Origin of the sequence: Streptomyces sp. TLI_171 (genome assembly GCF_003610255.1) — a bacterium.
In the GTDB taxonomy this organism is placed as follows: domain Bacteria; phylum Actinomycetota; class Actinomycetes; order Streptomycetales; family Streptomycetaceae; genus Kitasatospora.
The window spans coordinates 4,317,672-4,336,255 of sequence record NZ_RAPS01000001.1; the positions used below are offsets into that span (position 1 = coordinate 4,317,672).

Here is an 18,584-nt window from a genome sequence, read left to right on the forward strand (position 1 = left end):
ACTCGGCGCGGCCGGCGGCGGATGAACACTCGGGGCTCAGTGCCGCTCGCGGTACTCCGGGACGGTGGCCATCGGGGGGCGTTCGGCGGCCGGGACGGGGTGGGTGCGGGGGGTGAAACCCGCGGGGGTGCGGGTGTACTGGGTCAGCAGGGGGCGGACCAGGTCGGCGTCGGCCTTGAGGCGGTGGGTGCGGTCGAGACGCTCCAGGGCGGTGCGGTAGATGGTGGCGGCCATCCGGCCGAGGGCCTGGCCGTCCTGGTGCCGGTGGTGCCGGACGCCGACGTCGACCTGGGCCAGCGCGTCCAGCCCGACCAGCTCCAACGCGTCGACCAGCAGGCCGAGTTCGACCCCGTAGCCGGTCGGGAACGGGAGCCGCTCCAGCAGGCTGCGGCGGGCCGCGTACTCGCCGCCGAGCGGCTGGACGAAGCCCGCCAGTTGCGGCCAGTGCAGGTTGAGCAGCGGGCGGGCGACCAGTTCGGTCACCCGGCCGCCGCCGGCCGGGACGACGGCGCCGTCGGCCTCGAAGGGGCGGTCGTACATGGCCTTGACCAGGTGCAGGCCGGGGTCGGTGAGCAGCGGGCCGACGATGCCGGAGACGAACGCCGGGTCGAACTCGCGCAGGTCGGCGTCCACGTAGCAGACGATCGCGCCGCTGGTGGCGTACAGCGCGCGCCACAGCACCTCGCCCTTGCCGGGGCCGGCGGGCAGCCGGGGCAGCACGGCGTCCCGGTGCACCACCCGCGCGCCGGCGGCGGCCGCGGCGGCGGCGGTGTCGTCCACCGACCCGGAGTCGACCACCACCAGCTCGTCCACCAGCGGGACGCGCTCCATCAGCTCGCCCCGGATCGCGGCGACGATCTCGCCGACGGTGGACTCCTCGTCCAGGGCGGGCAGCACCACGGACACGGTGCCGGCCGGCCCGGCGGCGCGTTTGGCCGCGAGCAGCACGTCGAGCGGGCGGTCGGCGGCGCTCCAGGACCGGCGGCGCAGCCAGTCGGCCACCTCCGGCAGGACCCCGGGCTCGGGCTGCTCGGCCAAGATCTCGCTCCCTGTCTCGGTCTGTCTCGGGTGTCGGACGGAGGGTGGGTCCGCCCGGGGCCTTCGGATACAGTCTTCGTAATGCGATCGGACCTTCGCACGCCGGGGTCGCTCGCAGTGCAGGACCACAACTTCACAGAGCTCATCCAGAGGGACTGAGGGAACGGCCCGTTGAAGTCCCGGCAACCCTCCCGTGCGGCCAGCAGGCCCGGCGGGACAGGTGCCAATTCCGTCCCGGACGCGACCGCGCTCCGGGGAAGATGAGGAGAAAGGGCCTCGCCACCATGGCTGTTGACACTGCCGCCACCGTCGATCTCGGTCCCGCCGCCGCGCTGTCCTGTCGCGAATGCGGCGCGCGCTCCCCGCTCGGTCCGGACTTCGCCTGCATCGAGTGTTTCGGCCCGCTGGAGATCGCGTACGACTACGCGGGCTACGACGCCGAGGAGCTGCGCAAGCGGATCGAGGCCGGGCCGGCGTCGATCTGGCGCTACGCCCCGCTGCTGCCCGTCCCGGCCGACGTCGCCGAGAAGCCGAACCTGAACCCCGGCTGGACCCCGCTGGTGAAGGCCGACAACCTGGGCCGCGAGCTGGGCTTCACCGCGCAGCTGCACATCAAGGACGACTCCGGCAACCCCACCCACTCCTTCAAGGACCGGGTGGTGGCCTGCGCCATCGAGGCCGCCCGCGCCTTCCACTTCACCACCCTGTCCTGCTCGTCGACCGGCAACCTGGCCGGCGCGGTGGGCGCCGCCGCCGCCCGGGCTGGCTTCAAGTCCTGCGTGTTCATCCCGCACGACCTGGAGCAGGGCAAGGTCGTGATGGCCGGCGTGTACGGCGGCGAGCTGGTCGGCATCGACGGCAACTACGACGACGTGAACCGCTTCTGCTCGGAGCTGATCGGCGACCCGGTCGGCGAGGGCTGGGGCTTCGTCAACGTCAACCTGCGCCCGTACTACGGCGAGGGCTCCAAGACCCTGGCGTTCGAGATCTGCGAGCAGCTCGGCTGGCGGCTGCCCGAGCAGATCGTCATCCCGATCGCCTCCGGCTCCCAGCTCACCAAGATCGACAAGGGCCTGCAGGAGCTGATCAAGCTCGGCCTGGTCGAGGACCGGCCGTACAAGATCTTCGGCGCCCAGGCCGAGGGCTGCTCCCCGGTCTCCGCCGCCTTCAAGGCCGGCCGCGACGTGATCAAGCCGGTCAAGCCGGACACCATCGCCAAGTCGCTGGCGATCGGCAACCCGGCCGACGGCCCGTACGTGCTGGACATCGCCCGCCGCACCGGCGGCGCCGTCGAGGACGTCACCGACGCCGAGGTGGTCGAGGCGATCAAGCTGCTGGCCCGCACCGAGGGCATCTTCGCCGAGACCGCGGGCGGCGTGACCGTCGGCGTGCTGAAGAAGCTGGTCGAGACCGGTCAGCTCGACCCGTCCAAGGAGACCGTCGCGATCAACACCGGCGACGGCCTGAAGACCCTCGACGCGGTCGCCGACGCCGGCATGACCGCCGTGATCCGCCCGACGCTGGAGTCCTTCCGCGCCGCCGGCCTCGCCACCGCCTGAAACCCCCACGTCCGAGGAGCACCCGCATGAGCGCCACCGTCCGCATCCCGACCATCCTGCGCACCTACACCGGCGGCGCCGCCGAGGTGACCGCCGAGGGCGCCACCCTGGCCGCCGTCATCGCGGACCTGGAGGCGAACCACGCCGGGATCGCCGCCCGCCTGCTGGACGACACCGGCAAGCTGCGCCGCTTCGTCAACGTGTACGTCAACGACGACGACGTGCGTTTCGACGGCGGCCTGGACACCGAGATCAAGGACGGCGCCTCGGTGTCGATCATTCCGGCGGTGGCCGGCGGCTGCTGACGCGGCCCCACAATCACGGCGCCGCCGCCGCGGTCCGGAATTCCCTTTTCCGGTCCGCCGGCGGCGGCTTCGCGCGTACCCGCCCCAATAGCCGCGCACCTGCGGTTCTCCACCCGGCGGGGCGCTGCAATTCCGGCACCGGGTAGGGAGTAGAGTGCCGGTGCGGCCGTTCCCCTCCACGGCCCGGTTCAATCCTCGATTTCCGCACCGCGCTCCGCCCGTGCAGGACCCCGTTCCGTCCCGCGCGCTGAGACATGCGCCGGACTGCTCGCCGCCCGTTCTGTCAGGCCGCCGTCAGAATTATTCCGGCGATTTGCGGTGATGCGTCCGTTATGTCCGGCGGCAATTGTCGGCCGATGTTCCTTTCGCCCCGTCATATCCCCTGCGGGGCTTGGCCTTTCCCCGAAATTTGGGCCTGTTGCACAGGGCGCATATCCGGATACATTCAGCCGCGACAGAGGCTGCGCCGTAGGGGGGGAGTCCCCAGGCCGGCCTTCCAGACCTCGGGTCCGCGTCCCGCGGATCTCTGAAGGGCCAGCACAGCACAAGGGGAGTTCGGAATGGCTCAGGGCACCGTCAAGTGGTTCAACGCCGAGAAGGGCTACGGCTTCATCGCGGTCGACGGTGGAGCGGACGTGTTCGTCCACTACAGCGCGATCCAGATGGACGGCTACCGCACCCTGGAAGAGGGCCAGCGGGTCGAGTTCGAGATCTCGCAGGGTCAGAAGGGTCCGCAGGCCGACATGGTCCGCGCCGCCGGCGCCTGACGGCCCGGTAGGCACCGCACGCACGACCGACAGGCCCGCCCCGACGCGACGGCGTCCGGGGCGGGCCTGTCGGCTTGCGGCGGCGGCCCGCGGCTTTCCCCGGGGGCGCTGGCGCGAGCCGAATGGGCTTGCACTCGCCACCCGAGAGTGCTAATCATTGGCGTTAGCACTCACAGTGTGAGAGTGACAAACGGACCGGGCCGGTGAGGCCCCGGGAGCGGTAGGGGAAGGGACCCCCGCTCGCTGGGCCGTCCGTCGCGGGCACCCCTTGGTCCGAGCAGTCGACCGTGTCCCGGAGGACCACTTCTGATGGCCAAGATCATCGCCTTTGACGAGGAAGCCCGCCGCGGCCTTGAGTGTGGCATGAACCAGCTTGCCGACGCCGTGAAGGTCACGCTCGGCCCCAAGGGTCGCAACGTCGTCCTGGAGAAGAAGTGGGGCGCCCCCACGATCACCAACGACGGTGTCTCCATCGCCAAGGAGATCGAGCTCGAGGACCCGTACGAGAAGATCGGCGCCGAGCTCGTCAAGGAGGTCGCCAAGAAGACCGACGACGTCGCGGGTGACGGCACCACCACCGCCACCGTGCTCGCCCAGGCGCTCGTCCGCGAGGGTCTGCGCAACGTCGCCGCCGGCGCCAACCCGATGGCCCTGAAGCGCGGCATCGAGAAGGCCGTCGCCGCCGTCTCCGACCAGCTGCTGGCCCAGGCCAAGGACGTCGAGACCAAGGAGCAGATCGCCTCCACCGCCTCCATCTCCGCCGCCGACACCCAGATCGGCGAGCTCATCGCCGAGGCCATGGACAAGGTCGGCAAGGAAGGCGTCATCACCGTCGAGGAGAGCAACACCTTCGGTCTGGAGCTCGAGCTCACCGAGGGCATGCGCTTCGACAAGGGCTACATCTCCGCCTACTTCGCCACCGACCTGGAGCGCATGGAGGCGAGCTTCGAGGACCCGTACATCCTCATCGCCAACTCCAAGATCTCCTCGGTGAAGGACCTCCTCCCGCTGCTGGAGAAGGTCATGCAGAGCGGCAAGCCGCTCATCATCATCGCCGAGGACGTGGAGGGCGAGGCCCTCTCCACCCTGGTCGTGAACAAGATCCGCGGCACCTTCAAGTCCGTCGCCGTCAAGGCCCCGGGCTTCGGCGACCGCCGCAAGGCCATGCTCGGCGACATCGCCATCCTCACCGGCGGCACCGTGATCTCCGAGGAGGTCGGCCTCAAGCTCGAGAACGCCGGCCTGGACCTGCTGGGCACCGCCCGCAAGGTCGTCATCACCAAGGACGAGACCACCATCGTCGACGGCGGCGGCGACAGCGACCAGGTCGCCGGCCGGGTCAACCAGATCCGCGCCGAGATCGAGAACTCCGACTCGGACTACGACCGCGAGAAGCTCCAGGAGCGCCTCGCCAAGCTGGCCGGCGGCGTCGCCGTCATCAAGGCCGGCGCGGCCACCGAGGTCGAGCTCAAGGAGCGCAAGCACCGCATCGAGGACGCGGTGCGCAACGCCAAGGCCGCCGTCGAGGAGGGCATCGTCGCCGGTGGCGGCGTCGCCCTGCTGCAGGCCGGTGTCGCGTTCGACAAGCTGGAGCTGGAGGGCGACGAGGCCACCGGCGCCAACATCGTCCGCGTGGCGCTCGAGGCCCCGATCAAGCAGATCGCCACCAACGCCGGCCTCGAGGGCGGCGTCGTGGTCGAGAAGGTCCGCAACCTGCCCGCCGGCCACGGCCTGAACGCCGCGACCAACGAGTACGTCGACCTGATCGCCTCCGGCATCATCGACCCCGCCAAGGTCACCCGCTCCGCGCTGCAGAACGCCGCCTCCATCGCGGCGCTGTTCCTCACGACCGAGGCCGTCATCGCCGACAAGCCGGAGAAGGCCGCCGCGGCCGCCGGCGGCGGCATGCCGGGCGGTGACATGGACTTCTGATCCTCCGGGATCCGACGGTCCGATCGCTTCGCAGGGGCGGTCTCCCTTCACGGGAGGCCGCCCCTGCGGCGTTCCCGCCGGGGCCTTCCCGATGCGGCGGCGGACTGCGGGACAATGGGCGGATGGCCAGTGCTGACATCGAAGCCGCCCTGCACAGTGCGCGGGCGCAGATCCTCGCCGACCTCACCGCGCGGGACGTCGCCGATGCGGCGGTCGTCTCCCTGGTGGAGGACGCCGTCACCCATCGCCGCTGGTGGCTCGAACAGTGGCCGGCCGGGTGCGAGTTCGTGCTCGGGCTGATCGCCCAGGACGTGCAGGACGCGCTGCTGGAGTCCTACGGGCGGTGGCCGCTGTGCACGGCGTGCGCGGCCGAGGAGGACGATCCGCACGCGCTCGGGGTGGAGCCGGAATTGGGGCCCGATCCGCACTGGGTGTGCGGCAAGCGGGGCGTGGTGGTCGCCCCGGTCGGCGGCCTCGCGTGATCCTGATCGATCCGCCGGACTGGCCCGGGCACGGGAAGTGGTGGTCGCACCTGGTCAGTGACGTCTCGCTGGAGGAACTGCACGCCTTCGCCGCCGAGTTGGGCGTTCCCGCGAAGGGCTTCGAGCGGGATCACTACGACCTTCCCGCGTCCTGGTACGACAGGGCGCTGGCGCTGGGCGCGACGCCGGTGGGCAGCAAGGAGCTGGTGGCCCGGCTGACGGCGGCGGGACTCAGGGTCAGGAAGGGCGGTCGGTGAGCGGCCGGCTCTCCAGCTCGGCCAGCTCGTGGTGCATGTTGCGGCGGGCCTGCGCGTCGTAGCGTTCGTGCGCCTCGGGGGTGCGGTAGAGGGCGGGGAGGGCGAGCAGCTGGCGGAGGATCGCGGCGCGGCCCTCGCGGAAGGCGTCCGGGGGGACGAAGGAGTACTCGCCGCGGATGGCGGCGGTGTAGGCGGCGTAGGTCTCGGGCGGGGAGCCGAGGATCGCGAGGTCGGCGTCGCAGAGGACCTCGCCGTTGCGGTCGCCGGGGGCGGGGTGGTGGGTGACGGTGAGCCGGACCAGGCGGTCGACCTCGTGCACCAGGGGTTCGGCGAGGCCGGCCTCGCGGAGGGCACGGCAGGCGAGGCTCGCGCTGCGCTCCTCGTTCTCGGAGCGGTCGGGCCGGTAGACGGCGTCGTGGAACCAGGCGGCGAGGCGGACGGCGTCGGGGTCGTCGGCGTGTTCCGCGAGTTCGTCGACGCGGTCGAGGACGGCCCGCAGGTGCGAGGTGGTGTGGTAGCGGCGCTGCGGCTCGGCCCAGCGGGCGAGCAGGTCGTCGGCGTAGGGCCCCGGGTCGGCGGTGGCGCCGCAGCGGGTGAGCAGGTCGTGCCAGCGAGCGGACAGCGATGCGGTCATGACGGCCATTCTGCTCCCTTCCGGTGACGGGCCGATGTGATCCAGCGTATATGTAGTTCACCGACTTATGCCGCAGACTTGAGTACGCGGCGCGCGGCAGCTATACATACTCGGTATGCAAGAGGTTCCGCTGTTCCGAGGGGGAGTCATGTCCGGATCGCGAGCGCAGGCCGTCCTGCGCCTGGAGGGGGTCGGGCGGGTGCACGGCACGGGCCCGGCCGAGGTGCACGCGCTGCACCCGGTCGACCTGGAGGTGCGGGCCGGGGAGTTCCTGGCCGTGATGGGGCCCTCGGGCTCCGGGAAGTCCACGCTGCTCGCGCTGGCCGGGGGCCTGGACCGCCCGTCCACCGGCCGGGTGCTGGTGGAGGGGACGCCGCTGGAGGGGCTGAGCGCGGCGCGGATGGCCGACGTGCGCCGCCGCTCGGTCGGCTACGTGTTCCAGTCGTACAACCTGCTGCCGTCGCTGACGGCGGCGGAGAACATCGCGCTGCCCCGGGAGTTGGACGGCACCCCGGCCCGCACCGCGCGCGCCGAGGCGGTGGCGGCCCTGGCCGAACTGGGCATCGGCGAGCTCGCCGACCGCTTCCCGGAGGAACTGTCCGGCGGGCAGCAGCAGCGGGTCGCGATCGGCCGGGCGCTGGCCGGCGAACGGCGGCTGGTGCTGGCCGACGAGCCCACCGGGGCGCTGGACACCGCCACCGGGGAAGCGGTGCTGCAGGTGCTGCGCGCGCGCTGCGACGCCGGGGCGGCCGCGGTGATGGTGACGCACGACGCGGCGCACGCGGCGTGGGCGGACCGGGTGGTCTTCCTGCGCGACGGCCGGGTCGTCGAACAGGCGGTGCGGCGGTGAGGGGCTGGCGGGCGGTCCTGCGGACGGCCCGGCGGGACGCCTGGCGGGCCAAGGGCCGCAGCGCGCTGGTGGTGGCGATGATCGCGCTGCCGGTGCTCGGCGCGACCGGCGTCGACGTGGTGCACCGCAGCGGCCAGTTGAGCGCCGCCGAGCGCGCCGACCGGCTGATGGGCCGGGCCGACGCCCTGGTCGGCGCGTACGACCCGGGGCGGGCGATCGAACAGTCGGTGTTCCCGGCCGACGGCGTGCGCACCCTGCCGCTGCACCCGGACGCCGCGCCGAGCGCCGAGCAGCAGCGCGCCACCAGCACCGAACCGACCGCGCTGCTCGGCGAGTTGCTGCCGAAGGGCAGCGTCCTGACACCGGCCCGCACCGGTCCGGTGGCGTCCGTGCAGACCCGCGACGGGCTGGCCCCCGTCGGCACCTTCGAGGCCGACCTGACCGGAACGCTCTGGCAGGGCCGGCTGGACCTGGTCGGCGGCCGGGCCCCCGCCGCCGCGCACGAGGCCGCCGCCACCCGCGCCTTCCTGCGCACCACCGGGCTGCGGATCGGCGACACCGTCACCGTCCGCGGCCTGGAGCCGACCCCGTTCACGCTGACCGGCGAGGTGGAGCACCCCGGCGACCTGAACGCCGCCGAACTGGTCGCCCGCCCAGGCGAGTTGTACCGGCAACTGGACGAGGCGCAGGTCGCCGCCGGGCTCGCCCCGCAGTCGCCGGACGCCGCGCAGGCCGCCTCCCGGAAGGCCGCCTGGCTGGTCGGCCTGCCCGCCGGGGCTAGCCTCGGCTGGGAGCAGGTCCGGGAACTCAACCGCTACGGCTACACACTGGCCGTCCGTCAGATCGCCGCGCACCCGCCCGCCGAGGCGATGGCGCGACAGGAGGCGGTCGGCGCGCAGGACGAGCGGGAGCGCTCGCTGATGACCGCCGCCACCACCGCCGCGATGGCACTGCTGGAGGTCGCCCTGCTGGCCGGCCCCGCGTTCGCGGTCGGCGCCCGCCGGGCCCGCCGCCAACTCGCCCTGCTGGGCGCGGCCGGCGGCCGCCCCGGGCACGTCCGGGCCGTGGTGCTGGGCGGCGGCCTGGTGCTCGGCGCGGCCGGGGCGGCGCTCGGCGCACTGCTCGGCGCCGGGCTGGTGGCGCTGCTGCGCACCCGGATCGAGGAGTGGGGCGGCAGCCGTTTCGGACAGCTGACGCTGCGTCCGCCCGACCTGGCGCTGATCGTCGCCGTCGGCGTGGCCACCGCGCTGCTGGCCGCCCTGCTGCCCGCGCTGCAGGCCGGCCGCCGCCCGGTGCTGGCGGGCCTGACGGACCGTGACCCGGTGCGCCGCTCCGGCCGGTGGACGCCGCTGCTGGGGCTGGCCGCCGTCCTCGGGGGCGCCGCCCTGGCCCTGTACGGGGCGGTCGCCGGGCCGGTCGGCGGGCCGCCGGTGGCCGCCGGACTGAGCGTCCGCACGCTGGCCGTGCTGTCCGGCGCGGTGCTCGCCGAGCTCGGCCTGCTGCTGTTCACCCCGCTGCTGCTGGCCGGGCTCGGCCGGCTCGCCGGCCGGCTCCCGCTCGGCCCGCGGCTCGCCCTGCGCGACGCCGCCCGGCACCGCTCCCGCACCGCACCCGCGGTCGCCGCCGTGCTCGCCGCGGTGGCCGGGGCGGTCGCCGTCGGCGTCCACACCACCGGCGCGGAGGTCCAGGACCGGTCCTCCTACCGGCTGGAGCAGCCCGTCGGCGCCGTCCGGCTCACCCTGAACGGAGACGAGAGCGCCATGCCGCAGCTGCGCACCGCCCTGCCGCAGGACGTGCCGGACCTCGGCCCGCGCGCCGACCTCTACCGGGCGGAGTACGTGTTCTGCGAGGGCTGCCTGAGCGTGGTCCAGGCCGAGGGCGGGCAGCGCTACGGGGAGGCCGTCGCCACCCAGGCCGTGGTCGGCGACGCCCAGGTGCTGCGCAACCTGCTGGCGCTGCGCGACCGGACCGCGGAGAGCGCGCTGCTTGCCGGCAAGGCCGTGGTCACCGACCCGTCCTACCTGCACGACGGCCGGGCGGTGCTGCGGATGCAGGGCATCGGGCAGCAGGTCACCGAAGTGCGGTTGGACGCGGTGCTGGTGGAACGCCCGGCCGCCGAACGGTACGCGCCGGTGGTGATCGCCCCGGACACGGTCCGCGGGCTCGGGCTGCAGGTCGCCCCGGCGGGCGCGGTCTGGCGGCCGGCCGCGCCGGTCGGCGAGCAGGCCGAGCAGCGGGCCGCCGCCACCGTCGCGCGGCTCGCCCCGCACGCCGAGTTCGGCGTGGAGCGCGGCTTCCGGCCCGCGGGCAGCGCCGTCCGGGTCGTGATCAGCGGCTTCGCCGCGCTGGTCGTGCTCGGCGCGGCGGTGGTCTCCACCGCGCTGGCAGCCGCCGACGCCCGCCGCGAGCGCGCCCTGCTGGCCGCGATCGGCGCCCGACCGCGCACCCGGCGCACCGTCGCCGGGCTGCAGGCCGGACTGATCGTCCTGCTCGGCGCCGTCCTCGGGACCGTCAGCGGCTTCGTCCCCGCGTTCGCGCTGCTGCGCTCCCGAGCCGCCGGGGTGCTGGGCGGACCGGCCGTGAACCTCGCCGACGCGCCGTGGGCCTCCATCGCCCTGCTCGCGCTGGGGCTGCCGGTGCTGGCCGGGCTGCTCGGCGCGCTGGGCGCCGTGCGCCACGGCGCCGGGGGCCGGGACGGATGGCGCGGATAGGACGGTCGGCGATATATGTAGTCGTATGACTGAACGCGCGATGCAGGAGCCGACCCTGCTGCTGCTCACCGCCCTCGCGGACGCCCCCCGGCACGGATACGCGCTGATCCAGGAGGTCGACGCGATCTCCGGGGGGCGGGTGCGGATGCGCACCGGCACGCTCTACGGCGCCCTCGACCGGCTGCTCCAGCAGGGCCTGATCGAGGTCGCCGCCGAGGAGATCGTCGACGGCCGGGCCCGCCGCACCTACGCCCTCACCGGCGGCGGACGCGAGCTGCTCGCCGCGGAGGCCGAACGGCTGCGCGCCGTCGCCGCCGAGGCCCAGCGCCGCCTCGGCGGCGCCGCCGGGGCGCGGGCGGCCACCGCATGAGCGCGGTGACTCCCGGCGGGCACCGCGAGGGCGTCGCGCTGCGGGCCGCCCTCGCGCTCTACCCCGCCCGCTACCGCCGCGACCGGGGCGCCGAACTCGCCGAGGTGTTCGCCGACACCACCGCCGGGGCCGGACCGCTCGGCACCGCCCGGGAGGCCCTCGACCTCGCCGGGTACGGCCTTCGGCTGCGCACCGGCCTCACCGCCACCGCGCTCGGCGGCCGCCTGCTGGCCGCCGCCGCCCCGCTGCTGGCCGGCACCCTGCTCGGCCTGTCCGCCCTGCCCGGCGACCCGCGGACCCTCCAGGTGACCGCCGCGGCCCGGGCCGGCTTCGCCGCCCCCTGGCCCCTGCTGCCGGACCACCTCGCCGTGCTGGGCCTGGCCGTGGTCCCCGTGCTGCTCGCCGCCGCCGCGCTGCTCGGCGCCTGGCGGGCCGCCCGGGTGCTGGCCGGACTGGTCGCGCTGCTCGCCGCGGTGCGGCTCGGCGCCGACCTGGTCGGCGCGGCCGACGGGTGGCTGCTGATGTGGAACGCCACCGCGCTGCTGCCCTACCTGCTCGGCGGAGCGCTGTTCGCGGCCGCGCCTCCCGACCTGCTGGAACGCCCCGCCCGCCGATCGGTCGCGGTCGGTGCGGGCGTCGGCCTGCTGGTGACGCGCGCTCAGGGCGGCTACGACAGCCGCCACCTGATGGACGGTTGGATGCCGCTGCTGCTGCTCGCCGTCCCGCTGCTGCTGGTGCTGTTCGCCGCCCGCGACCGCCTGCTGCCCGCCGCGGCCGGCCTCGCCGTGCTGCCGCTCACCGCCGCGTTCAGCCTGTTCAGCCTCTGGGGCCAGGTCGGCGGCCTGTGGCCGCTGGTGCCGGACGTGGCGGCGGGCGCGCTGGCGCTGGCGCTGGCCGGACGGTTGCTGGCGGGCCGTCAGCGGCAGCGGCGCCCGGCGGCCTGACGGGGGCGAACGGGACGCGAACGGCGGAGGAAGCGGGGCCGAACGGCCGAGGGGGGTCGCCCGGGGCCGGGCGATGTGGCAGGCTATCGGATATGTCTAGACCAATGTTCGAAGTCATCGCGCTGACCCCCCAGGATGCCCGGGCCGCCGAGTCGGGCGGCGCCGACCGCCTCGAACTGGTCACCGACATGGCCGCCGACGGGCTCACCCCCGCGGTGCGGGACTTCGCGGCCATCCGCGCCGCCGTCGACCTCCCGCTGCGCGTCATGCTCCGCATCCGCGACGGCTTCACCCCCGGCGACCTCGACGAGCTGCTCGGCCGCGCCGCGACGCTGCGCGCCGAGGGCGCGGAGGAGTTCGTCTTCGGCTTCCTCACCGCCGACGGCGCGATCGACCTCGCCGCGACCCGCGCCGTCGCCGACGCCGTCCCCGGCTGCCGTTGGACATTCCACCGGGCCATCGACCACAGCGCCGACCGCTCCGAGGTCCGCGCCGCCGTCGCCGACCTCCCGGGCCTGGACACCTTCCTCACCTCCGGCGCCGCCTCCGGCGTCGACGCCGGCCAGGAGGTCCTGCACGGCGAGCTCGCCAAGTCCGGCGAACCCGGCTACCGCCAGCGGATCCTGGTCGGCGGCGGCCTGCGCGCCGAGCACGTCCCCGACCTCCGCGCCGCGGGCTTCGACGCCTTCCACATCGGCGGGGCCGTCCGCACCGGCGGCTGGACCGGCGCGGTCGACCCGGCCAAGGTCGAGGAGTGGCGCACGCTCATCGGCGGCTGAGGACGCACCCCGCGGCCCCCGGATCAGCCGAGCTCGGCCGGCAGCGGCTCGGTGTGGAGCACGGTGAGGCCGGAGACGGCTCGGGTCAGCGAGACGTAGAGGCGGCGCAGGCCGGTGCGGCGGTCCGGTTCCCCGGCGATGATCGCGGCGGGTTCGTCGAGGACGACGTGGTCGTACTCGAGGCCCTTGGCGAGGGAGGCGGGGACCAGGGTGAGACGGGTCTCGGCGGTGGTCTCGACACCGGGGTCGAGGTGGCCCAGCCCCGCGGCGGCGAGCGCCCCGGCCAGTGCCGCGATCCGCGCGTCCGCCGCGATCAGCCCGATCGAGCCCTCGTGGCGGAGCGCGGCACGGCACGCGTCCAGCACGGCCGCGTCCAGCCCGGAGGACACCTGGCGGATCGTCAGGGAGCCCGGCGCGTCGCGGACGGAGGTCGCGGGGGCGAGTCCGGGGGCGATCGCGGGGAGCAGCCGGGAGGCGTAGGCGATGACCTCGCCGGGCACCCGGAAGCCCTGGGTGAGCTCCTCGACGTGGGCGCCGTCCTTGCCCAGGTGGTGCAGGGCCTCCTGCCAACTGCCGGTGGCCCAGGGGGTGGTGCCCTGGGCGAGGTCGCCGAGGACGGTCGCGGAGCCGGTGGTGCAGCGGCGGCCGACGGCGCGGTACTGCATGGGGGACAGGTCCTGGGCCTCGTCGACGACCACGTGGCCGAGCGAGGGGGTGCGGTGCACCAGGTCCGCGGTCTCGTCGATCAGCACGGCGTCGGCGGCGGACCAGGGCGTGGTGCGGACCGAGCGCGGGGCCTTGGCCCACAGCACGGCGGCCTGCTCCTCGGCGGTGAGGACGCCGTCCGCGGCGGCGGCCAGGAACGCGGGGTCGCTCAGCAGCCGGTGCACCAGCTTGACCGGGTCGACGACGGGCCAGCAGGCCTTCACGGTGGCCTTGACGGCGGCGTTGCGGGCGACCGCGTCCTGCACCCGGTCGTCGGGGGCCTCGCCGCCCTGCTCCATCTTGACCAGCACGGCGTGCGCGATCCGCTGCGGCAGGGCCTCCAGGGCGGCCCCGTAGCGGATCTCACGGCCCATCAGCTCGCGGACGATCTCCTCGAGCTCGTACGCCGGGACGCGCCAGCGGCGGGAGCCGCGGACCACCACGCAGGGCTCCGTGGGCAGGCTGATCCCGGCCCGCACCGCGTTGCGCAGCACCCGGGCCATCCGGGCGTCGCCCTTGATCCGGGCGGTTTCGGTGCCGTCCGTGCCGCTCACCTCGACGTGGCCGACCAGTTCCTGCACGGTGGCCTGGGCGACGTCCAGCTCGCCGAGGGCGGGCAGGACCTGCTCGATGTAGTGGAGGAAGGAGCGGTTCGGGCCGACCACCAGGGTGCCGGTGCGGGCCAGCCGGTCGCGGTGCGCGTACAGCAGGTAGGCGACGCGGTGCAGGCCCACGGCGGTCTTCCCGGTGCCGGGGGCGCCCTGGACGCAGACGGTGCCCGAGATGTCGGCGCGGACGATCTCGTCCTGCTCGGGCTGGATGGTGGCGACGATGTCCCGCATCGGGCCGACGCGGGGCTTCTCGATCTCCGCGGCCAGCAGCGCGGAGCTCGTCTCCGACTCCTCCGGGTCGGACAGGTTCTCGTCCTCGTAGGCCGTCAACTCGCCGCCGGTGTAACCGAACCGGCGGCGCTTGGCGACGTCCATCGGATCCTTGCGGGAGGCCCGGTAGAACGGCTGGGAGACCGGCGCCCGCCAGTCGATCACCATCGGATCGCCGTCCGCGTCGTGGACGTGCCGGCGGCCGATGTAGAAGCGCTCGCCGCCGCTGCCCTCCGACTCGGCCTCGCTGATCGCGTGCAGGTAGTCGAGCCGGCCGAAGAACAGCGGGGTGTGGGCGAGGTCGGCGAGCGCCTTGATGCGTTCGTCGATCTGCTTCTGCAGCACCAGCGAGGACACCCAGGTGCCGGTGACGTCGCGGAGGTCGAGTGCCTCGACGTCCTCGCGCATCGCCGTCAGGGCGGCCCGGGAGGCGGCCAGGTGGGAGCGTTCGCGGCCCAGCGGATCGGCGTCGGCGGCGAGGGCGTCGGTGGGAGTGGGGGAGTGCACGGCGGACCTTCCCGGCCGCCCGGCATCCACGGGCGGCGGACTCGTCTTGGCTCACGGTGAAGGACACCGGCCGGTTTCCGAGCGGCCGGCACCTCCCACGGCTGCCGACGCGGCACCACGGTTCGGGAGGGGCAGACGGATGATCCTAGACCCGCCGCCGTCCGGGTGCGAATCCGTTTCCGCGGGCCCGACCCCCGCCCTCCCCTGGGGGACCACCCCGGACCGGAGTAGGGGAGCGGTACGCCGCGAGGACGATCCGGGGGCCCGCACAGCCGGGTCTTTCGGCCGATGCCCAGGACCGGGTTGTGAACCTACCGTGGAGACATGACGACCGAACGAGTGAACCCGCAGGCCAGCGGCGCGCACCGCGCCGAGGAACGCCGCCGCAACCCGGTGGCCAACGCCGTCCGCAACGTCGGCATCGTGCTCGACACCGCCGCGCGCGTGCTCTTCCTCGGGCGCGACGGCGTCAAGCTCTAGCCGCCCGTCAGAGGTCGTCGGCGTCGACGATCCGGTACGCGTAGCCCTGCTCCGCCAGGAAGCGCTGGCGGTGCGCCGCGAAGTCCTGGTCGACGGTGTCCCGGGCGACCACCGAGTAGAAGTGCGCCGCGTGCCCGTCCGCCTTCGGACGCAGCACCCGGCCCAGCCGCTGCGCCTCCTCCTGGCGGGAGCCGAAGGTGCCCGACACCTGGATCGCGACCGTCGCCTCCGGCAGGTCGATCGAGAAGTTCGCCACCTTCGAGACCACCAGCACGCCGATCTCCTTCGAGCGGAACGCCTCGAACAGCTTCTCCCGCTGCGCGTTCGAGGTCTCGCCCTTGATCACCGGGGCGTCCAGCGCCTCGCCCAACTCGTCCAGCTGGTCGATGTACTGGCCGATGACCAGGGTCTGGTCGCCCTTGTGCTTCTCGACCAGCCGCTCCACCACCCGCCGCTTGGTCGCCGTGGTCGAACAGAACCGGTACTTCTCCTCCGGCTCCGCCGTCGCGTACATCAGCCGCTCCGAGTCGGAGAGCGTCACCCGCACCTCGCAGCAGTCCGCGGGCGCGATGTAGCCCTGCGCCTCGATCTCCTTCCACGGCGCGTCGAACCGCTTCGGCCCGATCAGCGAGAACACGTCGCCCTCCCGGCCGTCCTCGCGCACCAGCGTCGCGGTCAGGCCCAGGCGGCGGCGGGCCTGCAGGTCCGCGGTGAACTTGAACACCGGCGCGGGCAGCAGGTGCACCTCGTCGTAGACCACAAGGCCCCAGTTGCGGGCGTCGAACAGCTCCAGGTGCGGGTACACGCCCTTCCGCTTGGTGGTCATCACCTGGTAGGTGGCGATGGTCACCGGGCGGATCTCCTTGCGGGTGCCCGAGTACTCGCCGATCTCGTCCTCGGTCAGCGAGGTCCGCTTGATCAGCTCGTGCTTCCACTGCCGCGCCGAGACGGTGTTCGTCACCAGGATCAGCGTCGTCGACTTGGCCTCCGCCATCGCCGCCGCACCCACCAGCGTCTTGCCCGCGCCGCACGGCAGCACCACCACGCCGCTGCCGCCGTGCCAGAACCCGTCCACCGCGTGCCGCTGGTACGGGCGCAGCTGCCAGCCGTCCTCGTGCAGGTCGATCGGGTGCGCCTCGCCGTCCACGTACCCGGCGTGGTCCTCGGCCGGCCAGCCCAGCTTCAGCAGCACCTGCTTGATCTGCCCGCGCTCCGACGGGTGCACCACCACGGTGTCCGGGTCCACCCGGGCGCCCACCAGCGGCGCGATCTTCTTCGAGCGCAGCACCTCCTCCAGCACCGGCCGGTCCGTGGTGCTCAGCACCAGCCCGTGCGTCGGGTGCTTCTGCAACTGCAGCCGCCCGTACCGCGCCATGGTGTCCGCCACGTCCACCAGCAGCGCGTGCGGCACCGGGTAGCGCGAGTACTTCACCAGCGCGTCCACCACCTGCTCGGCGTCGTGCCCCGCCGCCCGCGCGTTCCACAGCCCCAGCGGCGTCACCCGGTAGGTGTGGATGTGCTCCGGCGCGCGCTCCAGCTCCGCGAACGGCGCGATCACCCGCCGGCACTCCGCCGCCTGCGGATGGTCGATCTCCAGCAGCAGCGTCTTGTCACTCTGCACGATCAGCGGTCCGTTCACGCCTGTGCATCCCCTTCCGCGCGGGCCAAACCTCCAGTGTGCCGCATCGCGAGGGCACCCGGGGCGGGCGTCCGGCCGCGCGGTCAGCCCAGGAAGAAGTTGTGGCCGACGTCCGGAGGTATGACCTCCTGGTACGGGGTCGAGCCCGGGCCGGGCAGGTGGGTGCCGGGGACGGGCTCGGTGCCGGTGCGGCGCAGCAGGGTGACGCCGTCCTGGTCGAAGAGCTCCTGGTAGCCGTGGGCCAGCAGGAGGGCGCGGTACTCGGCCTGCTCCGGGTCGCGCTGGAACGGGAAGGCCCGGTTCTCGTAGCGGAGGATCACGTACTCCTGGCCGCGCGGGGTGCCGTCGGCCAGCATCACCTCGGTCCGGTTGGTCAGCCGCGGCGCGATCTGGTTGTCGGCCTCCACGCTCGCCCCGTCCGGGATCAGCTTCGCCGCCCGGGCCAGCGCCGCCGTCGACGGCTTCGGCTGCCACTCGTACGGCAGCGCCAGGTGGTACAGGCCCAGCCCGGCCGAGGCCGCCAGCGACAGCACGGCGGCCGTGGCGCCCAGCCGGCGGACCTGCCGGTGGCGGCCGCTCGCCCAGAGCACGCCCAGCGCCTCGATCGCGGCGGTGACCAGGATCGGCCACAGGAACGCGTCGTAGTGCCGGGCGATCGACCAGTGGTTCGGGTTGTCCGAGAAGATCCGCTCGGCCAGCAGCGGCAGCGCGACGAACGAGGTCGCCGAGCGCAGCGGCAGGGCGGCCGTCGTGACGACCAGCCAGGTCAGCAGGATCGGCTTCAGCGGGCTTGAGAACGCCGACTGCACCAGCAGCCACGGATCGCCCGCGACGTGCCGCAGGGCCTCGCCGCCGTCCGCGCCGAGCTGCCCGTAGTTCCAGTAGTAGCCCGGCACGCCGCCCATCGCCGGGATCAGGTACCCGATCTCGACGGCGCTGGACAGCGGACCGCCCACCAGCAGCGCCCAGCCCAGCACCTTCGCCCACCGGTCCGCGCGGCCGCGCTCGCGCCACAGCAGCACCGCGCCGAACGCGCCCACCGCCAGACCGAGGTCCTCCTTGGTCGCGCACAGCAGCAGCGCCGCGACCGCCGCCCCGACCCAGCGCCGCGCCCCCGCCCGCTCGAACAGCAGCAGGAACAGCGGAACGGCGAACCCCACCTCGTGGAACCCGCCCCGCGAGGAGATCAGCAGCGGCCAGCCCAGGCCGTACACCAGCGCCGCGACGTCCCGCACCCGGGTCCGCGCCCGCGGACCGGCGTCCGCGAACGCCCGGCTCGCGATCCGGCGCACCAGCGGGACGCCCGCCGCGAACAGCGCCGCCTGACCGACCAGCAGCATCCGCGGGTCGTCCCACACCCAGTACAGCGGGGCGAGCAGCGCCAGCACCGGCGAGAAGTGGTCACCCAGCAGCGAGAACCCCGGCGGGAACTCGTGGTGCACGCTCTTCAGCGTCGACACCGGCAACCCGAAGTGCGCGTAGCCGCGCACCCCCTGGTCGAAGATGCCCAGGTCGAAACCGCCCAGCTGGAGCGACGTCCACTGCTGCACGCCCAGCGCCAGGCAGACGGCGAAGCACAGCACGGTCAGCAGGACGGTGCGGCGGCGAGTGGTCAGCCGGACCCCGGACGTGCGGGCCGCCGCCCCGGGGGCGGCAGAGGTCTGCAGAGCGGAAGCAGTGGTCACGGCTGGGTCCTGTCGGGGGCCGAGGCCCTGGTCCGCGCGGGCGGAGACGCTCCCACCCC

Annotated in this window: 17 protein-coding genes and 1 riboswitch; of the genes, 12 read left to right on the forward strand and 5 right to left on the reverse strand. The window is 74.0% G+C overall.

Annotation, left to right across the window (positions count from 1 at the left end; all coding sequences use genetic code 11):
* Positions 1-36 precede the first annotated feature (36 nt).
* Positions 37-1,038, reverse strand: coding sequence for a glucosyl-3-phosphoglycerate synthase (locus BX266_RS19825; protein WP_099901659.1), 1,002 nt, complete (start codon positions 1,036-1,038; stop codon positions 37-39).
* Between the two features lie 139 nt (positions 1,039-1,177).
* Positions 1,178-1,305, forward strand: a riboswitch (SAM riboswitch).
* 17 nt (positions 1,306-1,322) lie between these two features.
* Between BX266_RS19825 and thrC the strand changes: the two genes are divergently transcribed.
* The 6 genes from thrC to BX266_RS19855 all read left to right on the forward strand — a co-directional run bounded on the left by thrC (position 1,323) and on the right by BX266_RS19855 (position 6,340).
* Positions 1,323-2,597, forward strand: a complete 1,275-nt coding sequence (gene thrC / locus BX266_RS19830; RefSeq protein ID WP_259464766.1) for a threonine synthase — start codon at positions 1,323-1,325, stop codon at positions 2,595-2,597.
* Between the two features lie 26 nt (positions 2,598-2,623).
* Positions 2,624-2,902 carry a MoaD/ThiS family protein gene (locus tag BX266_RS19835; protein WP_099901663.1) on the forward strand — a complete coding sequence of 93 codons (279 nt, stop codon included), beginning with the start codon at positions 2,624-2,626 and terminating at the stop codon, positions 2,900-2,902.
* 560 nt (positions 2,903-3,462) lie between these two features.
* A complete protein-coding gene (locus tag BX266_RS19840; protein ID WP_014137493.1) occupies positions 3,463-3,669 on the forward strand; it encodes a cold-shock protein in 207 nt (68 codons plus the stop codon).
* A gap of 309 nt (positions 3,670-3,978) precedes the next feature.
* Entirely contained in the window at positions 3,979-5,601 is a 1,623-nt protein-coding gene (groL, locus tag BX266_RS19845) for a chaperonin GroEL (protein ID WP_099901665.1), read from the forward strand.
* A gap of 122 nt (positions 5,602-5,723) precedes the next feature.
* Positions 5,724-6,083, forward strand: coding sequence for a hypothetical protein (locus tag BX266_RS19850; RefSeq protein WP_099901667.1), 360 nt, complete (start codon positions 5,724-5,726; stop codon positions 6,081-6,083).
* A complete protein-coding gene (locus BX266_RS19855) occupies positions 6,080-6,340 on the forward strand; it encodes a DUF4031 domain-containing protein (RefSeq protein ID WP_099901669.1) in 261 nt (86 codons plus the stop codon). The genes BX266_RS19850 and BX266_RS19855 overlap by 4 nt, the downstream gene beginning before the upstream one ends.
* Here the strand turns inward: BX266_RS19855 and BX266_RS19860 are convergent.
* Positions 6,321-6,974: a hypothetical protein gene (locus tag BX266_RS19860; protein WP_099908083.1), complete on the reverse strand. Its 654-nt coding sequence runs from the start codon at positions 6,972-6,974 to the stop codon at positions 6,321-6,323. The two genes, BX266_RS19855 and BX266_RS19860, sit on opposite strands and share 20 nt — an antisense overlap.
* A gap of 148 nt (positions 6,975-7,122) precedes the next feature.
* On the opposite strand from BX266_RS19860, the gene BX266_RS19865 reads away from it, so the two are divergent.
* The 5 genes from BX266_RS19865 to BX266_RS19885 all read left to right on the forward strand — a co-directional run bounded on the left by BX266_RS19865 (position 7,123) and on the right by BX266_RS19885 (position 12,628).
* On the forward strand, positions 7,123-7,824 hold the full coding sequence (locus BX266_RS19865; protein WP_099901670.1) for an ABC transporter ATP-binding protein: 702 nt from the start codon (positions 7,123-7,125) through the stop codon (positions 7,822-7,824).
* Positions 7,821-10,535, forward strand: a complete 2,715-nt coding sequence (locus BX266_RS19870; protein ID WP_099901672.1) for an FtsX-like permease family protein — start codon at positions 7,821-7,823, stop codon at positions 10,533-10,535. The genes BX266_RS19865 and BX266_RS19870 overlap by 4 nt, the downstream gene beginning before the upstream one ends.
* 25 nt (positions 10,536-10,560) lie before the next feature.
* Positions 10,561-10,905, forward strand: a complete 345-nt coding sequence (locus BX266_RS19875; protein WP_099901674.1) for a PadR family transcriptional regulator — start codon at positions 10,561-10,563, stop codon at positions 10,903-10,905.
* Entirely contained in the window at positions 10,902-11,849 is a 948-nt protein-coding gene (locus BX266_RS19880) for a hypothetical protein (RefSeq protein WP_143686966.1), read from the forward strand. Before BX266_RS19875 ends, BX266_RS19880 begins: the two co-directional genes overlap by 4 nt.
* Before the next feature lie 104 nt (positions 11,850-11,953).
* Positions 11,954-12,628, forward strand: coding sequence for a copper homeostasis protein CutC (locus tag BX266_RS19885; RefSeq protein ID WP_399170021.1), 675 nt, complete (start codon positions 11,954-11,956; stop codon positions 12,626-12,628).
* Positions 12,629-12,651: 23 nt separating this feature from the next.
* On the opposite strand, the gene BX266_RS19890 is transcribed toward BX266_RS19885, so the two are convergent.
* Positions 12,652-14,721, reverse strand: a complete 2,070-nt coding sequence (locus tag BX266_RS19890; RefSeq protein WP_099901680.1) for an AAA family ATPase — start codon at positions 14,719-14,721, stop codon at positions 12,652-12,654.
* 324 nt (positions 14,722-15,045) lie between these two features.
* Here BX266_RS19890 and BX266_RS38720 point away from each other — a divergent pair, with 324 nt between their 5' ends.
* Entirely contained in the window at positions 15,046-15,201 is a 156-nt protein-coding gene (locus tag BX266_RS38720; RefSeq protein ID WP_180290541.1) for a hypothetical protein, read from the forward strand.
* A gap of 7 nt (positions 15,202-15,208) precedes the next feature.
* Here BX266_RS38720 and BX266_RS19895 read toward each other — a convergent pair whose 3' ends face one another.
* Both BX266_RS19895 and BX266_RS19900 read right to left on the reverse strand, forming a co-directional pair.
* Positions 15,209-16,840, reverse strand: coding sequence for a DNA repair helicase XPB (locus BX266_RS19895; protein WP_099901682.1), 1,632 nt, complete (start codon positions 16,838-16,840; stop codon positions 15,209-15,211).
* An 83-nt stretch (positions 16,841-16,923) separates the two neighbouring features.
* The gene (locus tag BX266_RS19900) at positions 16,924-18,525 is read right to left on the reverse strand and encodes a DUF2079 domain-containing protein (RefSeq protein ID WP_259464767.1); all 1,602 of its coding nucleotides are present in this window, start codon (positions 18,523-18,525) and stop codon (positions 16,924-16,926) included.
* Positions 18,526-18,584 lie beyond the last annotated feature (59 nt).

What these genes read in the sequence shown, in the direction of transcription:
- thrC (WP_259464766.1), top strand. Translation starts at nt 1,323, where the DNA reads ATGGCTGTTGACACTGCCGCCACCGTCGATCTCGGTCCCGCCGCCGCG.
- BX266_RS19835 (WP_099901663.1), top strand. Translation starts at nt 2,624, where the DNA reads ATGAGCGCCACCGTCCGCATCCCGACCATCCTGCGCACCTACACCGGC.
- BX266_RS19840 (WP_014137493.1), top strand. Translation starts at nt 3,463, where the DNA reads ATGGCTCAGGGCACCGTCAAGTGGTTCAACGCCGAGAAGGGCTACGGC.
- groL (WP_099901665.1), top strand. Translation starts at nt 3,979, where the DNA reads ATGGCCAAGATCATCGCCTTTGACGAGGAAGCCCGCCGCGGCCTTGAG.
- BX266_RS19850 (WP_099901667.1), top strand. Translation starts at nt 5,724, where the DNA reads ATGGCCAGTGCTGACATCGAAGCCGCCCTGCACAGTGCGCGGGCGCAG.
- BX266_RS19860 (WP_099908083.1), bottom strand. Translation starts at nt 6,974, where the DNA reads ATGACCGCATCGCTGTCCGCTCGCTGGCACGACCTGCTCACCCGCTGC.
- BX266_RS19865 (WP_099901670.1), top strand. Translation starts at nt 7,123, where the DNA reads ATGTCCGGATCGCGAGCGCAGGCCGTCCTGCGCCTGGAGGGGGTCGGG.
- BX266_RS19875 (WP_099901674.1), top strand. Translation starts at nt 10,561, where the DNA reads ATGACTGAACGCGCGATGCAGGAGCCGACCCTGCTGCTGCTCACCGCC.
- BX266_RS19880 (WP_143686966.1), top strand. Translation starts at nt 10,902, where the DNA reads ATGAGCGCGGTGACTCCCGGCGGGCACCGCGAGGGCGTCGCGCTGCGG.
- BX266_RS19885 (WP_399170021.1), top strand. Translation starts at nt 11,954, where the DNA reads ATGTTCGAAGTCATCGCGCTGACCCCCCAGGATGCCCGGGCCGCCGAG.
- BX266_RS38720 (WP_180290541.1), top strand. Translation starts at nt 15,046, where the DNA reads ATGACGACCGAACGAGTGAACCCGCAGGCCAGCGGCGCGCACCGCGCC.